Raw genomic sequence first — 18,318 nt, 5'->3', positions numbered from 1 at the left:
CTCCCACCCCACCCCAAGGACCGGCATGAAGTTCACCGACGGCTTCTGGCTGATGCGCGAGGGTGTCCACGCCTCGTACGCCACGGAAGTCCGCGATCTGCGCCTGGAAGCCGACCGCTTCACGGCCCACGCCTCCGTCAAGCGGGTCGAGACCCGCGGCGACACCCTGAACTCGGCTCTCCTCACCGTCGAGTGCCTCGCACCCGCCGAGGGCGTGATCGGCGTACGCGTCACCCACCACGCGGGAAAGGCCCGCCGAGGGCCCGACTTCGAGCTCGACGGCTCGGTTCCGGGGGCGGGCGCGGTCCGTCAGGACGGACCGGTCGTCGAGCTCGCCTCCGGTCCCCTCCGGCTGCGCCTGGACCGATCGGCCCCCTGGGCCCTGGAGTTCCACGACGCCGACGGCCGTACGCTCACCGGGGCCGGCCGCAAGGGCACCGCGTTCGTCACCACGCCCGACGGCGCCCACCACATGGCCGTCCAGCTCGCGCTCGGCGTCGGCGAGCAGATCTACGGCCTCGGCGAGCGCTTCACCCCCTTCGTGAAGAACGGGCAGAGCGTCGACATCTGGCAGGCCGACGGCGGCACCAGCAGCGAACAGGCCTACAAGAACATCCCGTTCTACCTCTCCTCACGCGGCTACGGCGTCTTCGTCAACCACCCGGGACGCGTCTCCTTCGAGGTCGGCTCGGAGGCGGTCGGCCAGGTCCAGTTCAGCGTCGAGGACCAGACCCTCGAGTACCTCGTCGTCGCGGGCCCCACCCCCAAGGACGTCCTGGCCCGCTACACGGCACTCACCGGGCGCCCCGCCCTGCCCCCGCCCTGGTCCTTCGGCCTCTGGCTGACCACCTCCTTCACCACCCGCTACGACGAGGCCACCGTCACCTCCTTCGTCGACGGCATGGCCGCCCGGGACATCCCGCTCTCCGTCTTCCACTTCGACTGCTTCTGGATGCGCGAGTACCAGTGGTCCGACTTCCGCTGGGACCCCGAGACCTTCCCGGACCCGGAGGGCATGCTGGCCCGGCTCAAGGCCCGGGGGCTGCGCGTCGGGATGTGGATCAACCCGTACATCGCCCAGAAATCCCCCCTCTTCGAGGAGGGCAGGGAGCGCGGTCTTCTCCTCCGGCGGGCGAACGGCGACGTCTGGCAGTGGGACCTGTGGCAGCCCGGCATGGCCCTCGTGGACTTCACGAACCCCGAGGCCAGGACCTGGTTCCAGGACAAGCTGCGGCCGCTCCTCGCCCAGGGCGTGGACTGCTTCAAGACCGACTTCGGCGAGCGCGTCCCCACGGACGTCGTCTGGCACGACGGCTCGGACCCCGAGCGCATGCACAACTACTACGCCCAGCTGTACAACCGGACCGTCTTCGATCTCCTGGAGAAGGAGCGCGGCACCGGCGAGGCCGTCCTCTTCGCCCGCTCGGCGACCGCCGGCGGGCAGCAGTTCCCCGTCCACTGGGGCGGCGACTGCTGGGCCTCCTTCGAGGCCATGGCCGAGTCCCTGCGGGGCGGCCTCTCGCTCTCCCTGAGCGGATTCGGCTTCTGGAGCCACGACATCGGCGGCTTCGAGGGGACGCCCGAGCCGGAGGTCTTCACCCGCTGGCTCGCCTTCGGGCTGCTGTCCTCGCACAGCAGGCTGCACGGCAGCGACTCGTACCGGGTGCCGTGGGAGTTCGGCGAGCAGGCGGTGGAGGTCGCCCGGCGCTTCACCCGGCTCAAGCACCGGCTGATGCCGTACCTGTACGGGGCCGCCGCCGAGGCCCACGCGACCGGGGTGCCGGTGATGCGGCCGATGCTCCTGGAGTTCCCCGAGGACCCGGCCTGCCGGACCCTCGACCGGCAGTACATGCTCGGCCCGGACGTCCTGGTCGCGCCGGTGCTGACCACCGGGGGCGAGGTCGAGGTCTACCTCCCGGCGGGCGACTGGACGCACCTCCTGACCGGCGAGACCGTCACCGGCCCCCGCTGGCGCCGCGAGACCCATGCCCTGGACAGCCTTCCGCTGTACGTCCGCCCCGGCGCGGTCCTGCCCCTCGGCGCCGACGACTCCCGCCCGGACGGCGACTGGCTGGACGGCCTGACGCTGCTGGTGGCCCCGGGGGGCGCGGGCACGGTGAGCGTCACGGTCCCGGACCACGGGGGTGCGACTGCCGCGGTGTACGAGGTGACCCGCACGCCCGAGGGCCCGCGGGCGACCGTGAGCGGCACGGAACTCCCGTACACGGTACGGCTCCTGGGGGCGGACGGAGCGTGATCGGGACGGCGTAGGGTCGGGGTCATGACGACGCATCCCACGATACGAGACCCCGAACGGCGCAAGAAGGACGTCCTCGCCCGGCTGGCGGAGGAGGTGGACATCTGGGTGGCCTCGGCGAGCGCCGACGCCCGGCCGTACCTCGTGCCGCTTGCCTTCCACTGGGACGGCGCGGACATCTGGCTGTGCACCCGGCTGACGAACCCCACCGGCCGCAACCTCGCCGCCGGCGGAAGCACCCGGCTGGCGCTCGGGCACACCCGGGACGTCGTCCTGATCGACGGTGACGTGACGACGCTCGTCGTCGGTGACGTACCGACGGAGGCGATCGAGGGCTTCGCCGCGAAGTGCGGCTGGGACCCGCGGAACTCGGGGCCCGCGTACGGCTGGTTCCGCGTCCGCCCCACCGCCGTGGAGGCCTGGCTGGAGGAGCCCGAACTGGCCGGGCGCCACCTGATGCGGGACGGCGTCTGGGCGGTCTGAGACGGACGGCGTCGACGGGGACGCCGCTGCGGGGGACCTCCGACACCGCGCCGAGACCGGCCCCCGGCCGGGTGTCGGGGGCGGTCCGGGCCGGGTGTCGGGGCCGTCCGGGCCCGGTGCGGGGCGCGGTCCGGGCCGGGTGTCGGGGCGCCGCCGGCCGCCGCGAAGGAGCGTCGAGTTACCGGTTGCGAGATCCGGCGCAGGAGAGAAAAGTGGGTGCTATGACTCCTGTGCACCGTTGAGACGTGGAACTCCGGGCACCAGGGCCGCCCGTCGGGGAGCGGCCCGTCGGAAGGACCAGCGCACCGATAGCACCTGGACGCCCCATGACGAGAAACGCCCGGCGACGTGTCATCCGGGCTGCGAGCGCCTCCCTCCTGGCTGCCGCCGTGGGGCTCACGGGAAGTGTCGCGGCGGCACCCGGCGCTTCCGCGCGGCCTCAGCCGGTCCAGTCCGCCGAGCCGACACCGTCTCCCGGTGAGGGCGAGTCGGAGGCACCGCCTCCCGGCGAGGGCGAGCGGGAGGAGCCGCCTCCCGGTGAGGGTGAGTCGGAGGCACCGCCTCCGGGCGAGGGCGAGTCGGAGGCACCGCCTCCCGGTGAGGGTGAGTCGGAGGCACCGCCTCCGGGCGAGGGCGAGCGGGAGGAGCCGCCTCCCGGTGAGGGTGAGTCGGAGGCACCGCCTCCCGGCGAGGACGGAGGGGCACCTCCCGCCGAGGGCGGAGCGCCCGCGCCGCAGACCCCCGACGAGATCAGGACACGGATCGAGGCCGGACTCGCGAGCTCCGACCTCTCGGACGAGGACAAGGCGACGGTCCAGAAGTCGCTGGAAACGGTCCTCGGCATCCTCAACGACCCGAACGCCTCCTCGTCCGAGAAGGACCTGGCCGGTGCCGTCGGGGCGGGCCTCGACGAGGTCCTGAAACTGAGCATGGACCCCGCCACGTCGGCGGAGGACAAGGCCAGGTACGACCAGCTCGTGGTCGGCGTCAGCGAGGCGATGGCGAAGATCACCGACGCACCCGTCGACCAGCAGGACGCCTCCTACGCGGTCTTCACGGACCTGAACGTCACCCTGGCGAACCTCGCGGCACCGAACCTGTCACCCGCGGCCAAGGTGTACTACTCCTTGTGGGCCGACCAGATCCTCGGCGGTCTGCTGGCGGTCCAGCAGCCGACGACGACGCCGAAGCAACAGGCGGACAGGGAGCGGGTCCAGCAGAAGCTGAAGCGGAACGCCAGGGCGCTGAAGACGTATCAGAGTTCGAGCGCCTCGCAGGCGGACCGGGACGCGGCGAAGAGGACACTCGACGAGCAGGCCGGTGCGACGAACGACGCCACCCACCAGGAACTCGTGGCCGAGCTCAAGCGCCTGAAGGCCCCGCAGGCCTGCCTCGACGTGATGCGGAACCGGACGCAGCAGGCCGGATGGCCGGACGGATCCCTGTGGGGCCTGAGCGACACGGCCTGTGCGGACGCGGTCAGGACGGGCGCCCAGGACGGCGGCAGCGACTGGAGCGCGCTGTTCCAGTGCGTCATCGACAACCCCTTCAGCACCTGCGACTCCCGGATCCCCGAGGACTGAGCCCGCCCCTCAGGCATGGAAACCGACGTGCGCGAGGCGCACGTCCCCGCGCAGCTCCACGCGGAGGTCGGCCACCTCCCGTACGACCAGCGGGGCGCGCAACGTCCGGTAGGCGTAGGGGCCGCCCGTGGGCGGGACCTCGATGCGGGCGATGCCGACGGCGCCTGCGACGCGGTCCGAGTCCGTGCCGCCGGCGGTGCCCAGGACGACCTCGCCGCCCGTCCCGCCCGCGACCGTGACGGTCACCTCCGTGACCCCGTCTCCGAAGTCGCAGGAGCGGTAGACGAGCGTACCCACCGTGTCCGGGGGCAGGTCCGGGTCGGGGTGCGTGCCCGTGTCGGGGGCCGGGGCCGCCGGGGTCACCGCGTCCCCCGCGGCCTTCGTACGGTCCACGATCACCGTCCCGCACTGCTCGTCGTAGTCGACCGCGGCGAGACCGTCCACCAGGACCGGGCGCGGCCCCGGCGCCTCGCCCGCCACCTCGACGCGGACCGTGCGGCGGATGTCCGCGACGGACGCGCCCGCCTGGATCTCGTACGGGCCCGGCTCCACCGTCCACCGGCCGTGGGCCACGTCCCAGTGGCCGAGCGCCGTGAGCGGCACCGCGAAGGAGCGCGAGGCGGACGCGCCGGGCGCGAGGTGGATCCTGTCGTGGGCGAGCAGTTCGCGGTGCGGGCGCGGTACGGAGGGCGTGACGGCCCGCCCGTACACCTGGACGACCTCGTCGGCGGCGACGGCGCCACTGTTGGTGACCGTGCAGGAGATCCGTACCGTCTCCCCGTCCACGGCCGCCGTCAGCTCCTGGTACGCGAACGTCGTGTACGACAGGCCGTGTCCGAACGGGAACAGCGGTGTGCCGTCGAAGTACAGATAGGTCTGCCGGCCGCCGATGACGTCGTAGTCGAAGAGGTCCGGCAGGTCCGCGTCCGCCGCGTACCAGGTCTGGGGGAGCCGGCCCGCGGGGGAGACGTCCCCGGCGAGCACCCGGGCGAGCGCCGTGCCTGCCGCCTGCCCGCCGTGCGCGGTCCACAGCAGGGCCGGGAGAGCGGCGGCGGCCTCCGCGACCGCGTACGGGTAGGAGGAGACCAGGACGAGTGCCGTTCGCGGGTTCGCCGCGAACGCGGCCCGCCAGAGCCGCTCCTGGTGGGCCGGAAGGGCGAGCGTCGTCCGGTCCTCCGTCTCGCGGCCGTTGATGTGCGGGTCGTTCCCCGCGACGACGATCACCGTGTCCGCCCCGGCGGCGGCCCGCGCGACCGCCTCCTCGCCCCGCTCGATCACCTCCACCGTGAAGGGTTCGGCGGATTCCCGGTCGGCGGCAACCTTCACGCCGTCGGCGGCGACAGAGACGTAGCCACCCGTTCCGAGGTGCAGAAGGAGGTGCCCGTGCGCATGCCCCTCATGGGTTTCGAGCCGGAAGGTCTCGTGGACGACCCAGCCGCCGGGCTCGTCCGCCGAGGCGCGGACGAATCCGTCCCCGGCGACCGACAGGTGGCGGCCGTCGGGGGCGCGCAGGGTCAGCACCCCGTCGCCCCAGTCGACCAGGGCGAGTTCCGAACCCGACGCGTCGGCGGTGAGCGGCGGCAGGTCGGTACGTCCGGCGAGCAGCGCCGGATCGAGCGCGCCCTCCGTGCCCCGTGCGGCGCCGGCGGCCGCGCCGTCGCTCTCGGGCACCCGCAGCGCGGCGCCGGACGCGGTCCGCAGCCGGATCCGGTCCACTCCCTCGGCGAACGTCACCCGGTCCGGTCCGAACCGCTCCCGCAGTCCGTCCAGCGGGGAGGAGCGGCGGATCAGCGAGCCGCTGTACCAGTCCAGTTTGCAGGCGTCGCCGAGCAGCCCGACCACGGCGATCCGGCGCCCGTCGTCCGCGAGGGGCAGCAGCGGTCCGTCCGGCTCCAGGGCATCGTTGCGCAGCAGGACGACCGCCGCCTCAGCCGCCTCGCGGGCCAGCTCCCGGTGCTCGGGGGTGTCGAAGCGGGCCTCCTCGGCGTACGGATCGAGCTCCGGGTCGAACTCGCCGAGCAGGAACCGCACCGTCAGCTGACGCCGTACCGCCCGGTCCACGTCCTCCTGGTCCATCAGACCGGCCTCCAGGGCCCGTCGCAGCCTCCCGAGGATCAACGAACTGTCCGTGCCGTGGTCGGTGAAGGAGTCGACCCCGGCGCGCAGCGACGCGGCCACCGCCTCCTCGTGCGTCGCGAAGTACCCCTGGGAGTCGGCCAGGTTGGAGGGCGCGCCCGCGTCCGAGCAGACCAGCAGTTCCTGATCGGTCCAGGTCCGCAGCTCCTCCTCGATGTACGGGGAGAGGTGGTTGGGCCGGCCGTTGACGAGGTTGTACGCGGGCATCACCCCGGCCACCGCGCCCGCCTCGACGGGTCCCCGGAAGGCCCGCAGGTCGTACTCGTGCAGCACCCGCGGGCGTACCGACGCGGAGGAAGTGTCCCGGGCCGTCTCGTTGTTGTGCGCCAGCCAGTGCTTCAGGACGGGCGCCGTGCGCCAGTACACCGGATGGTCGCCGCGCAGACCCCGGGTGAACGCGGTGGCGATCGCGGCGGTCAGCGCCGGGTCTTCCGCGTACCCCTCCTCGCCGCGCCCCCACAGCGGGTTGCGCAGCGGATTGACCGTCGGCGCCCACACGTTGAGCCCGACCCGGTCGTCCTTGGCGCGCATCGCACGCGCCTCACGGGAGACCGCCTCGCCGACCCGGCGCACCAACTCCGGATGCCAGGTGGCTCCGAGGCCCACGGACTGCGGGAACACGGTCGCCGGTCCCATCCAGGCGACGCCGTGCAGGGCCTCCTGGCCGGTGCGGAAGGCGGCCAGGCCGACGCCGTCGGCCCCCGGCGTGAACTGGTGGAGGAGTGCCAGTCGTTCGTCGGCGGTGAGCCGGTCGAGAAGGTCGTCGACCCGGCGGGCGACGGGGAGCGCCGGGTCACGGAAGGGCGGCCGGTGTGCTGTCACGTGCGAGTCCCTTGCAGAGGGGCGTGGATGCCGGGAGGGCTGAGCTTTCGAAGCGCTTCGATGCTCCGGGTGGGAGGAGTGGGTGTCAAGGCGTCTCCCACGACCATCTCCCTTTACCCGCAGCCCACTTGGGTGATCCGGTGCCGACGTGGAATCCCCTGAGAATCTCGGTGACGACTCTTGCCGCGCCTGTGACGTTCACTTAACCTCGCAGCAATGTCGAAGCGCTTCGACTCCCGATCGTCGAGAGCGCCCCGGGCTACCGCCCCGCCCGCACCACCTCCACCGCAGCCGGCCGGCACCCCCGGGGTCGCCGTACGTCCTGGCGCGTGCCATGAAGGGTTGACGCAATGACGCCGAACGCCGTCTCCACGGGCTCCCGGAGATCCACCCCGAGCCGGAGCGACTCCGGGCAGAGCCGCAGGGGATTCCTCGCCTCCACCGCCGTCGTCGCGGCCGTGGCCGCCGGCGGCGCACCGCTGCTCACGGCCTGCGGTGGCGGCGGCTCGGACAGCGGGAAGAAGGACGGCACCACCACCGGCAAGGACGCGGCCAAGCTCCTCCCCGCCTTCGTCGCGAGCACCGTCGTCGCCCCCGACATCGCGCCGAAGAACGGCTCGGCGGCCGGCTTCACCCGCGCCATCCCCGGCGCCGAACTCAAGGCCTCCGTCACCGGGAAGAGGGGCAAGGGCGGCGCCCTCACGATCATGGCCCCGTTCTGGGGACCGCCGCCCGCCCCCGACAACCCGTACTACCAGGCCATGAACGAGGCCATCGGCGTCCGGGCCGGCTGGCAGAACCAGGACGGCAACGTCTACGACCAGAAGCTCGGCGCCGTCCTCGCCTCCAGCGAGATCCCCGACGTGGTCGTCGTCCCCGGCTGGAACCTCGGCGGCAAGATACCCAGCGCCGTCGAAGCCAAGTTCGAGGACCTCGGCCCGTACCTCTCGGGGGACAGGATCAAGGCGTATCCCAACCTCGCGGCGATCCCCACCGACGCCTGGCAGCGCTCCATCTTCGGCGGCAGACTCCGCGGCCTGCCCATGCCCGCCTCCTACGTCACCAACATCGCGCCCTTCTACCGCAAGGACCTCTTCGACGCGAAGGGCTGGCAACTCCCCCGGAGCGCCGCCGAGTTCCTCGCCCTCGCCAAGGAGATCACCAGCGCCAGGGCGAAGGTGTGGGCCTGCGGCGACATGACCTGGACCGCGTACAACATGTTCGGCGTGCTGTCCGGCAGCGACAAGGCGCTCGGCTGGAACCTCGTCGACGGCAAGCTGATCAACCGCATCGAGACCCCCGAGTACCTCGAATCACTCGAATGGACCCGCAAGCTCTTCGACGCCGGAGTCGTCCACCCCGACGAGAAGACCCAGAACCAGGGCGACACCGGCAACCGCTTCACCGCGGGCCAGTGCCTGATCTACAACAACGACCTCTCCCACTGGTACGCCAAGACCTCCGAACAGGCCGCGCAGAACCCGTCGTTCGCGATGGCGGCCATGGACATACCCGGCCACGCGGGCGGACTCCCGAAGCTGTGGGCCACCAACCCCGCCAACATCTGGGCCTTCATCAGGAAGGGCAGCTCCAAGGCGGTGATCGAGGACGCCCTCGCCGTCGCCGACTTCACCGCCGCCCCCTACGGAACCAAGGAGCGGATGCTCACCGACTACGGCGTCGAGGGAGTCCACCACACCGTCAAGAACGGCCTTCCGGTGAAGACCGACAAGGGGAACCAGGAGGTCAGCAGCTCCTGGATGTTCGTCGCGAGCCCAGCCCCGTACATCGCCCACCCCGACACCCCCGAGGTCACCCGGGCCATGATCGAGTGGCAGCAGCGCATGGGCGCGGTCACCTCCAAGTCCTCCTTCTACGGCATGACCGTCACCGAGCCGTCCCGGTGGACCGGCCTCATGAACGACTTCGAGCAGCTGGAGAAGGACGTCGTGCGCGGCCGCAAGAAGGTCTCGGACATGCAGCAGGCCGTCTCCGAGTGGAAGACCAAGGGCGGCGACGACCTCCGCGACTGGTACCGCAAGCTCCTCGACGCCAACGGTTCCGCGGCGGGCTGACCGTGAGCACGCTCGACACCAAGACGGCGGAGCCGGCCGCGCCGGCCGCCACCGGCCGGCGGACCCCACGGGGCCGGCGCCGGCACCCGCGGCGGAGCCGTACGGCCGGGCACGTCCCGTTCGGCCGGCGGCTCCGCCGCGACCGGACCCTGATCCTGATGACCGTCCCGGCGCTCGTCCTCGTCGTCGTCTTCAACTACGTTCCGATCCTGGGGAACGTGGTCGCGTTCCAGGACTACGACCCGTACATCTCGACCAACGGCGTCACCGCCATGCTGCAGAGCCCGTGGGTCGGCCTCGCCCAGTTCGAACGGGTCCTCTCCGACCCGGGGTTCTGGCACGCCGTCGAGAACACCCTCGTCCTCTTCCTCCTCCAGCTGGTGCTGTTCTTCCCGGTGCCCGTCGCGCTCGCCCTGCTCGTCAACAGCGTCCTGCGCCCCCGGGTGAGGGCGGTCGTCCAGGCGATCCTGTACCTGCCCCACTTCTTCTCCTGGGTCCTCGTCATCACGGTCTTCCAGCAGATCCTCGGCGGCGCCGGCATCATCGCGCAGACCCTCCGGCAGCACGGCCACGAGGGCTTCGACCTCATGACCGACCCGGCGGTCTTCAAGTTCCTCGTCACCGCCGAGGGCGTATGGAAGGACGCCGGCTGGGGAGTCATCGTCTTCCTCGCCGCGCTCGCCGCCGTCAACCAGGACCTGTACGAGGCCGCCGCGATGGACGGGGCCGGGCGATGGCGCCGCATGTGGCACGTCACCCTGCCCGCGCTTCGGCCCGTCATCGCGCTGCTGCTCGTCCTCCGCGTCGGCGACGCGCTGACCGTCGGCTTCGAACAGCTGCTGCTCCAGCGCGACGCCGTCGGCCCGGGGGCGGCCGAGGTCCTCGACACCTTCGTGTGGTGGACCGGTCTGCGCAGCCAGGACTTCAGTTACGCGGCCGCCGCCGGACTGGTCAAGGGCGTCGTCGGCCTCGTGCTGGTCCTCTCGGCGAACAAGACCGCCCATCTCATGGGCGAGCAGGGGGTGTACCGCAAGTGACCCAGAGCCTGGAAGCGAACCGGCGACCGCAGGCGACCCGACGTCCCGCCCGATCCCGGTGGGCGGCGCCCGCCCGGCCCGTCTGGGAGGAGCCGCCCGGCCGGGCGGGCCTCGCCGCCAAGGGCGCGGTCCTCGTCCTCGCCTGCCTCGCGGTCCTCGTCCCGCTGTGGATCGTGGTGGTCACCAGTCTCTCGTCCAAGAAGACGATCACGGAGACCGGCGGCCTCGTGGTCGTCCCCAGGGACATCACCTTCATCGCCTACCAGGAGCTCCTGAGCGGCGGCCAGGTCACCCGCGCCGCCGTCGTCAGCGTCCTGGTGACCCTGACCGGCACGGTCTTCTCGATGGCCGTGTCGATCCTCTGCGCGTACGGACTCTCCCGGCCCGGCTCGCTCGGCCACCGCTTCATCCTGCTCACCCTGATGGCCACCATGTTCTTCGGCGCCGGCCTGATCCCCACGTACCTTCTCGTGCAGACCCTCGGCCTCACCGACACCTATCTCGCGCTGATCCTCCCCAGCGCCGTCAGCGTCTTCAACATCCTCGTCCTGCGCGGCTTCTTCATGGGCGTCTCGCCCGAACTCGTCGACAGCGCACGCATCGACGGAGCCGGGGACCTGCGCATCCTCTGGCAGATAGTGATGCCGCTGTCGAGGGCGGTCATCGCCGTCATCACCCTCTTCTACGCGGTCGGCTACTGGAGCGCCTGGTTCAACGCGTCCATCTACCTCAGCGACCAGAACATGATGCCGCTGCAGAACGTGCTCATCCAGCTCGCGCAGAAGCAGGAGATACCCGTCGGCCTCGGGCAGGCCGTCAAGGCGGGCAACCTCTCCGGACTCGCCGTCCAGATGGCCGTCATGGTCCTGGCCCTGCTGCCCGTCGCCGTCCTCTCGCCCCTCGTCCAGAAGCACTTCAGGAAGGGCATGCTCACCGGCGCCGTCAAGGGCTGATCCCACCCCTTCCCCACCCGCACCACACCCCCTTCTTTCGGAGAGTCGGATGCCGAGCCTCGACGATGTGACCCGGCCGCACGGGCGCCCGCCCCGGATCCTCTACGGCGGTGACTGGAACCCCGAGCAGTGGCCCGAGGAGACCTGGACCGAGGACGTCCGGCTCATGCGCCGCGCCGGGGTCACCTCCGTCACCCTCGGCGTCTTCTCCTGGGCGCGCATCGAACCCGCCCCTGGGAAAAGGGAGTTCGGCTGGCTCGACCGCCTCATGGACCTGACGCACGCCCACGGCGTCGGCGTCGTCCTCGCCACCCCCACCTCCTCGCCACCGCCCTGGATGGGGCGACTCCACCCCGAGACGCTGCCCCGCGACGAGGACGGCCGGACCGAATGGTGGGGCTCACGCCAGCACTTCTCCCACTCCAGCGAGGTCTACCGGCAGTACGCGGCCTCGATCACCGAGGACCTCGCGGCCCGCTACGCCGACCACCCGGCGCTCACGATGTGGCACATCAACAACGAGTACTGCACGTACGACTGGGGCGACGAGGCGGCCCGCACCTTCCGCCGCTGGCTCCAGGACCGGTACGGCACCCTCGACGCGCTCAACACCGCCTGGGGCACCGACTTCTGGAGCCAGCGGTACGGCGACTGGGCCGAGGTCCTGCCACCCCGGCGGGCGCACTACCTGAAGAACCCGGCGCACGTCCTCGACTTCCGCCGCTACACCTCCGACCAGCTGCTCGACTGCTACCGCGCCGAACGCGACATCGTCCGCCGCCACACCCCGCACCTCCCCGTGACCACCAACCTCATGCCGTTCTGGTCCGGTCAGGACGGCTGGGCCTGGGCGGCCGAGGAGGACCTCGTCTCGGTCGACGTCTACCCCGACCCGAGGGACCCGGGCGCCGCCGCGTACAACGCGATGATCGGCGACCTGACCCGTTCCCAGGCCGGAGGCGGGCCGTGGATGGTCATGGAGCAGGCCGCCGGCGCCGTCAACTGGCGAGGCGTCAACCACCCCAAGCCGTACGGACTCAACCGTCTGTGGGCCCTCCAGACCGTCGCCCACGGAGCGGACGCCGTCTGCTACTTCCAGTGGCGCCAGTCCCGGCAGGGGGCGGAGAAGTTCCACTCCGGCATGCTCGGCCACGCGGGCGAGCGGGGGCGCGTCTTCCAGGAGACCGTCCGCATCGGGGAGGACCTCGCCCGACTCGGCCCCCGGGTCGCGGGCAGCCGGGTCACCACCGACATCGCCGTCCTCCACGACTGGAACTCCTGGTGGGCCGGCGACCAGGACGGGGCGCTCTCCCGCCGCGTCGACCACGCCGAGATCGTCCGCGCCTGGCACCGGGCCCTCTGGGACGCCCACCTTCCCGCCTCCTTCGCCCACCCCCACGACGACCTCGGCGGCCACCGGCTCGTCCTCGTGCCGCACCTCTACCTCCTCGACGACACCGCGATCGACAACCTCGCCGCGTACGTGCGCGGCGGCGGCACCCTCGTCTGCGGTTTCCTCACCGGCATCGCCGACCAGGACGACCGGGTCCGCCCCGGCGGGATGGACTCCCGCCTCCGCGAGCTCCTCGGCATCGACCTGCTGCAGGAGTGGTGGCCGCTCGACGAGGGCGAACACGTCGACTGCGGCACCTTCCGGGGGACCCTCTGGTCGGAGGAGCTCATCGCCGCCCCCGGCGCCGAGACCCTCGCCGCCTACCGGGGCGGGGAGCTCGACGGCCTGCCCGCCGTGCTCCGCAACGGCCGCGCCCGCTACCTCTCCACCCTCCCCGAACCGGCCGGCCTGAGCCGGCTCCTGTCCGCCGCGGCCGAGGAGGCCGGAGTGCGGCCCGTCGTCGACGGCCTGCCGGCGGACGTCGAGGCCGTCCGGCGCGGAGACCTGCTCTTCCTCCTCCAGCACGGCCGCGACCCGGTCACGGTCACGCTGCCCGGCCGCCACCGCGACCTGCTCACCGGGACGGAGGTCGAGGGGGCCCTGCGGCTGGAGCGGTACGGGGTGGCGGTCCTGGAGGTGTCCGGAGCGGCGGTGCCCGGGCCATGGGGCACGGGGCCACGGGAGGAGCGCGGACCGGGGCCCGGTCCCGTGCCGGAGGAGCGTCCGTGATCCACGGCACCTGGGAGCCCGCGCCCGCCGCCCGCTGGGAGGACGCCTTTCTCGCCGGGAACGGCAGGCACGGCGCCCTGGTCCTCGGTGATCCCGGGGACGACCGGGTGATCGTCACCCACCACACCCTCGTCCGGCCGATCAACGCCCCCGCCGACACCACGCCGCCCCGGCTCGCCGCAGCGCTGCCCGCCCTCCAGGACGCCCTGCTCGCCGGAGACGTGACGGCCGCCGAACGGTTCACGGACGGGCGGCCGCTGCGCTGGGTCCAGCCCTTCCACCCGGGCTTCCTGACCCGGGTGCGGAGACGAGAGCGCGTCGCATTCGCCGCCCCCGTCCGCCGGGACGTGGACTTCACCACCGGGCTGGTCACCGGGGAGTGCGGGGAGCGCCGCAGCCAGGTCTTCGTCTCACGCGCCGACGACGTCATCGTCCAGTACGTCACCGCGCCCGGCCCTGTGGTGGACGTCGACCTCGACCACCGGCTGCCCGGCGTCCCCGTCGAACTCGGGACGGGCCGGGGCGTCGCCACCGCACGCCGGGAGACCGTCCTCACCCTGCGGGCCCGGTACCCGGACAGCCCGCTCGGCTACACCGGCATCACCCTCCTGCTCACCGACACCGGACGCACCACGGTCACCGCCGGCGGCGTCCGTGTCGAAGGAGCGGGGCAGCTGCTCCTCCTCACCCGGGTGCGGCGCCACGCGGAGGACTTCGACCAGGCCCGGGAGGCGGCGGACCTGCGATCACTGACCGGCGGTCACGACCTCGCCGCCCTCCACGCCCGGCTGCTCACCCGCCACACCGCTCTGCACGGCGCCGCCTACGGGCGTGTCACGCTCGACCTCGGCGCCGACGCCACCGAGCGCGCCCTCCCCGGCTCCGCGCTCCTCCGTCGCCCCGACAGCCCCGCCCTCCTGGAACGCCTCTTCGCGGCAGGCCGCTACCACCTGCTCTCCTCCTCGGGCTCGCATCCGCCCCGGCTCACCGGACTCTGGACCGGGGATTGGAACACGGCCTGGTCCGGGGCCTTCACCACCAACGCCAACCTCAACCTCCAGACGGCCTCCGCCGCCGCTGCCGACCTGCCGGAGGTGACGCGGGCCCATGCCGACCTCGTCCACGGCCAGCTGCCCGACTGGAGGGACAACGCCCGAGCGATCTTCGGCGCCCGGGGCGTCGTCGCCCCCTCCCACACCGACGGCGTCTCGGGGCACACGTACCACTTCAGTCGTGAGTACCCCCTCCATCTGTGGACGGCGGGCGCCGACTGGCTCCTCAAGCCACTGCTCGACCACGAGGAGACGAGCGGGGAGCGCGATCCGAGGACCTCGGCCCTCCTCGCCGAACTCGCCCTCTTCTACGAGGACTTCCTCACCAGGACCGGTCCCGACGGCCGCATCGTCGTCGTTCCCTCGTACTCCCCGGAGAACCGGCCGCGCGGAGGGAGCTGGGGCGCGGTCGACGCCACCATGGACATCGCCGCCGCCCGGCACGCCCTGCGCGCCGCGGCCGACCGCGCGCCCCACGCCCACGCGACGCGGCTGCGCGCGCTCGCGGACCGCCTCCCGCCCTACCGGATCAACGACGAGGGCGCGCTGGCCGAGTGGGCCCGGCCGGGGCTCGGTGATCGCTACGACCACCGGCACCTCAGCCACCTCTACCCCGTCTGGCCGCTGGACGAGATCAACCCGTACGACACCCCCGAGCTCGCCGCGGCGGCCGGGCGCGCCCTCGAACTCCGGGGCGGCGAGAACGACTCGGCCCACGGACACCTTCATCACGGCCTGGTGGCAGCCCGGTTGGGCGACGCGGCCCGAACCGAGGACGCCCTGGCTCGCGTGCTCGCCGGCGACCACTTCCACGACTCCCTCATGAGCGCGCACTACCCGGCCCGCGACGTCTACAACGCCGACGCCGCCCACGCCCTGCCCGCGCTCCTCGTCGAGGCCCTCGTACAGTCCACGCCCGAGCGGCTCGTGCTGCTCCCCGCGCCGCCCGCCCGGTGCCCGCGCGGCCGGCTCACCGGCGTACGGACCCGGTTCGGCGCCCGAGTCGACCTGACGTGGTCACCGGTGACGTACCGGGCCGTCCTCCGCCCGGACCGGGACGCCGAGATCGACCTGCGGACCCCGGCCGGGGCGACCCGGCTCGTCCTGCGCGCCGGCGAGGCGCGGACCGTCAGCTCCCGACCCCGGCCGGGGGCGGAGGAGGACCCGAGCTGTCCCGTACGGTCAGCGCCGGCGTGAGCAGTTCGACCCTTGCCGTGTCCGCCCCCTCCGGGCGGGAGAGGCCCGCGACGAGCCGTTCCACCGCGCTGCGGCCCAACTCCTGCGCGGGGATCGCCACCGAGCTGAGCGGCACCGAGGCCTGGGCGGCGACCTGGCCGGCGCAGACCGCGACCACCGACACGTCCTCGGGAACGGCCCGGCCGGTCCGCCGCAGGAGTGTGAGCAGCGGCTCGACCGCCGTCTCGTTCTGGACGACGAACGCGGTGACCCCCGGCCGCTCGTCGAGGATCCTGGCGAGCACCCCCGCCACGGCGTCGTGACCGCCCTCGCACGGCCGGTGCAGCAGCCGGACTCCTCGCTCGGCCGCCCCGTCGCGCAGCCCGCGCAGGGTGCGCTCGGCGAAGCCCGTATGGCGCGCGTAGACGCCGGGCGACTCGCCGATGACCGCGATCTCCCGGTGCCCGAGGTCGGCCAGATGCTCCACGCACAGCGCCCCGGCCGCCGCGAAGTCGAGATCGACGCAGTTCAGCCCCTCGGGGTCGGCGGGCAGCCCCACCAGGACCGCCGGCGGGCCCGCCGCGCGCAGCAACGGCAGCCGCTCGTCGTCGAGCTGGACGTCCATCAGGATCACCGCCTCGGCGAGCCCGCTGCCGGTCACGCGGCGGAGCGCCGAAGGGCCTTCCTCGCCGGTGAGGAGCAGCACGTCGTAGCCGTGCGCGCGGGCGGCGGTGGCGACGGCGACCGCGATCTCCAGCATCACCGGCACGTACATGTCGGTGCGCAGCGGCACCATCAGGGCGATGATCCGCGAACGGCTGCTGGCGAGCGCGCGGGCGCCCGCGTGCGGCTGGTAGCCGAGCTGCTCGATGCTGGCCCGCACCCGCCGCCGGGTGGGGTCCGAGATGGGGCGCTTGCCGCTGAGGACGTAGCTCACCGTGCTGGCCGACACCCCGGCGTGCCGGGCGACCTCGGCAAGCGTGACCATCCGTTCTCCCCGCGGGCCGTGACTGAGGTGAGGCGATGCGAATCGCTTCGACGATGCCACTCGAACGATCGCTTCGACGGCTCAGCGAGACCGTAACGCGGGTGTGTTGACGTGTCCAGAGAAGTGGGTCAAGAAGATCGAAGCGCTTCGACGGGCGAGGTGCCGGCAGCGAAGCGCCGGAGTTCCCCCGGATGCCGGGAACCGAGCGGGGACATCCCGCCGTCCGCCCCGTGCCGGGCGCGCAGATCCAGGACGAGCCGGCCGGGGTGTCGACGGGAGCGCGTCCGCTCGCCGTGTCCGCGGCGGGATCCCCGGCGAACCGTTGCCCGGCGCGGGGTGCGCCGCTAGTCTCTGTTCGCGATTTCGGTCGTGGTACGGGATGTCGAACGGGCAGAGGCGAGGTGGGGGAGCCCCATGGGACGACTCGTTCCGGCGGTGACCAGGGCATTGGACGTACTGGAGCTCTTCCTGGAGGGCGACGGCACCCTGTCCGCCCCCGAGATCACCCGCAGGCTCCAGCTTCCGCGCACCACCGCCCACGAGCTGGTCACCACCCTGACCGCCCGCAACTACCTGGTGGCGGTGCCGGAACAGCCCGGCCGCTACCGGCTCGGCGTCCGCACGTACCAGCTCGGCAGCCGGTACGCCGAGCAGCTCGACCTCGCGGCCGAGGGTCACCAGGTCGCACGCGAGGTGGCCGACACCTGCGGCGAGACGGTGCATGTGGCCGTCCTGGAGGACATGGACGTCATCTACATCGCGAAGGTCGACTCGACCCACGCCGTACGGATGGTCTCCGCGGCCGGACGCCGGCTGCCCGCCCACTGCACGGCCGCCGGCAAGATGCTGCTCGCGACCCTTCCGGAGGCCGAGCTGGAGGAGCGCCTCGACGGGTACGACCTGGTGGGCATGACGCCCCGCAGCATCACCGATGCGGACGCGCTGCGCGCCGCGCTCGCCGGGATCCGGATCCTGGGCGTCGCGGGCGAACAGCAGGAGTCCAGCCCCGACGTGAGCTGTGTCGCCGCGCCGGTACGGGACCGCACCGGCCGGGTCGTCGCGGCGCTGTCCGTCTCGGTGCCCGTGCACCGCTGGAGCGAGGACCGCGAGAACGAACTCACGGCGCTGGCCGCGAAGGGCGCGAGCCGGCTGGCGGAGCGGCTCGGGTGCCGGACCGTGGGCTGACCTCGGCCCGCCCCCGCCGCTGCCAGGACCCCACCCCTCCGGCCTCGGGGCTCCTTCACGCCGGCCTCGGGGGTATGCGCAACCGTTGGACGAACAGATGGCTTCTCTCTGTCGCACCACTGGCACGACACCGAGGAGGCCGGATGCGGCACCTGAGGGCCCAGCCCTCGACGGCGACGGCCTCGCCACCCTCCTGAACGGCCTCGGCTGGAGCCCGGACGGCACGCTCCTCTCCTACGCGGACAGCCCGACCGGCCGGGTCGACGTCTTCGCGTACGACGTGGCCACGGGCACCCTGAGCGACCGAAGGCCGTTCGCGGTCCTCGACCGGGGGGTGCCGGACGGTCTCACGGTGGACGCTGCGGGACGGGTGTCGGTGGCGGTGTGGGGTGGCGGCGACGTCCTCGCCTTCACGCCGGAAGGCACCCTCCACGCGCGCGTGGAGGGTG

At 72.7% G+C, this 18,318-nt stretch carries 12 protein-coding genes; 10 read left to right on the top strand and 2 right to left on the bottom strand.

Going from position 1 to position 18,318, the window contains the following annotated elements:
- The first annotated feature begins 25 nt into the window (after positions 1 to 25).
- The 3 genes from yicI (at position 26) to AOK00_RS28220 (ending at position 4,323) form a co-directional block, all read left to right on the top strand.
- Positions 26 to 2,257: an alpha-xylosidase gene (gene yicI / locus AOK00_RS28230; RefSeq protein WP_055603075.1), complete on the top strand. Its 2,232-nt coding sequence runs from the start codon at positions 26 to 28 to the stop codon at positions 2,255 to 2,257.
- A 24-nt stretch (positions 2,258 to 2,281) separates the two neighbouring features.
- Positions 2,282 to 2,740, top strand: coding sequence for a pyridoxamine 5'-phosphate oxidase family protein (locus AOK00_RS28225; RefSeq protein WP_055603074.1), 459 nt, complete (start codon positions 2,282 to 2,284; stop codon positions 2,738 to 2,740).
- 326 nt (positions 2,741 to 3,066) lie between these two features.
- The gene (locus AOK00_RS28220) at positions 3,067 to 4,323 is read left to right on the top strand and encodes a hypothetical protein (protein WP_055603073.1); all 1,257 of its coding nucleotides are present in this window, start codon (positions 3,067 to 3,069) and stop codon (positions 4,321 to 4,323) included.
- 9 nt (positions 4,324 to 4,332) lie between these two features.
- On the opposite strand, the gene AOK00_RS28215 is transcribed toward AOK00_RS28220, so the two are convergent.
- Positions 4,333 to 7,281 carry a glycoside hydrolase family 3 protein gene (locus AOK00_RS28215; protein ID WP_055603072.1) on the bottom strand — a complete coding sequence of 983 codons (2,949 nt, stop codon included), beginning with the start codon at positions 7,279 to 7,281 and terminating at the stop codon, positions 4,333 to 4,335.
- A 350-nt stretch (positions 7,282 to 7,631) separates the two neighbouring features.
- On the opposite strand from AOK00_RS28215, the gene AOK00_RS28210 reads away from it, so the two are divergent.
- Genes AOK00_RS28210 through AOK00_RS28190 form a run of 5 tightly spaced genes read left to right on the top strand, consistent with a single transcriptional unit; the run spans position 7,632 to position 15,717 of the window.
- On the top strand, positions 7,632 to 9,356 hold the full coding sequence (locus AOK00_RS28210) for an extracellular solute-binding protein (protein WP_055603071.1): 1,725 nt from the start codon (positions 7,632 to 7,634) through the stop codon (positions 9,354 to 9,356).
- Between the two features lie 2 nt (positions 9,357 to 9,358).
- On the top strand, positions 9,359 to 10,393 hold the full coding sequence (locus AOK00_RS28205; protein ID WP_055603070.1) for an ABC transporter permease: 1,035 nt from the start codon (positions 9,359 to 9,361) through the stop codon (positions 10,391 to 10,393).
- A complete protein-coding gene (locus AOK00_RS28200) occupies positions 10,390 to 11,346 on the top strand; it encodes a carbohydrate ABC transporter permease (protein WP_437441451.1) in 957 nt (318 codons plus the stop codon). Before AOK00_RS28205 ends, AOK00_RS28200 begins: the two co-directional genes overlap by 4 nt.
- A gap of 49 nt (positions 11,347 to 11,395) precedes the next feature.
- Positions 11,396 to 13,468 carry a beta-galactosidase gene (locus AOK00_RS28195; RefSeq protein ID WP_079042238.1) on the top strand — a complete coding sequence of 691 codons (2,073 nt, stop codon included), beginning with the start codon at positions 11,396 to 11,398 and terminating at the stop codon, positions 13,466 to 13,468.
- Entirely contained in the window at positions 13,465 to 15,717 is a 2,253-nt protein-coding gene (locus AOK00_RS28190; RefSeq protein ID WP_055603076.1) for a glycosyl hydrolase family 95 catalytic domain-containing protein, read from the top strand. Before AOK00_RS28195 ends, AOK00_RS28190 begins: the two co-directional genes overlap by 4 nt.
- Here the strand turns inward: AOK00_RS28190 and AOK00_RS28185 are convergent.
- Positions 15,650 to 16,684, bottom strand: a complete 1,035-nt coding sequence (locus AOK00_RS28185) for a LacI family DNA-binding transcriptional regulator (protein WP_055603069.1) — start codon at positions 16,682 to 16,684, stop codon at positions 15,650 to 15,652. The genes AOK00_RS28190 and AOK00_RS28185 overlap by 68 nt on opposite strands.
- 414 nt (positions 16,685 to 17,098) lie before the next feature.
- Here AOK00_RS28185 and AOK00_RS28180 point away from each other — a divergent pair, with 414 nt between their 5' ends.
- Both AOK00_RS28180 and AOK00_RS28175 read left to right on the top strand, forming a co-directional pair.
- Positions 17,099 to 17,869 (top strand): IclR family transcriptional regulator, encoded by a 771-nt coding sequence (locus AOK00_RS28180; RefSeq protein WP_055603068.1) that lies wholly within the window; start codon positions 17,099 to 17,101, stop codon positions 17,867 to 17,869.
- 97 nt (positions 17,870 to 17,966) lie between these two features.
- Positions 17,967 to 18,318 (top strand): SMP-30/gluconolactonase/LRE family protein (locus tag AOK00_RS28175; protein WP_254047532.1); only part of this gene is annotated, 352 nt, incomplete at its 3' end.

Source organism: Streptomyces aureus, from assembly GCF_001418135.1.
Classification (GTDB): domain Bacteria; phylum Actinomycetota; class Actinomycetes; order Streptomycetales; family Streptomycetaceae; genus Streptomyces; species Streptomyces aureus_A.
The sequence above is the reverse complement of the archived record's forward strand: the minus strand, read 5'-3'. Positions and strand labels throughout refer to the sequence as shown.

What these genes read in the sequence shown, in the direction of transcription:
- AOK00_RS28195 (WP_079042238.1), top strand. Translation starts at nt 11,396, where the DNA reads ATGCCGAGCCTCGACGATGTGACCCGGCCGCACGGGCGCCCGCCCCGG.
- yicI (WP_055603075.1), top strand. Translation starts at nt 26, where the DNA reads ATGAAGTTCACCGACGGCTTCTGGCTGATGCGCGAGGGTGTCCACGCC.
- AOK00_RS28225 (WP_055603074.1), top strand. Translation starts at nt 2,282, where the DNA reads ATGACGACGCATCCCACGATACGAGACCCCGAACGGCGCAAGAAGGAC.
- AOK00_RS28210 (WP_055603071.1), top strand. Translation starts at nt 7,632, where the DNA reads ATGACGCCGAACGCCGTCTCCACGGGCTCCCGGAGATCCACCCCGAGC.
- AOK00_RS28180 (WP_055603068.1), top strand. Translation starts at nt 17,099, where the DNA reads ATGGGACGACTCGTTCCGGCGGTGACCAGGGCATTGGACGTACTGGAG.
- AOK00_RS28185 (WP_055603069.1), bottom strand. Translation starts at nt 16,684, where the DNA reads ATGGTCACGCTTGCCGAGGTCGCCCGGCACGCCGGGGTGTCGGCCAGC.
- AOK00_RS28220 (WP_055603073.1), top strand. Translation starts at nt 3,067, where the DNA reads ATGACGAGAAACGCCCGGCGACGTGTCATCCGGGCTGCGAGCGCCTCC.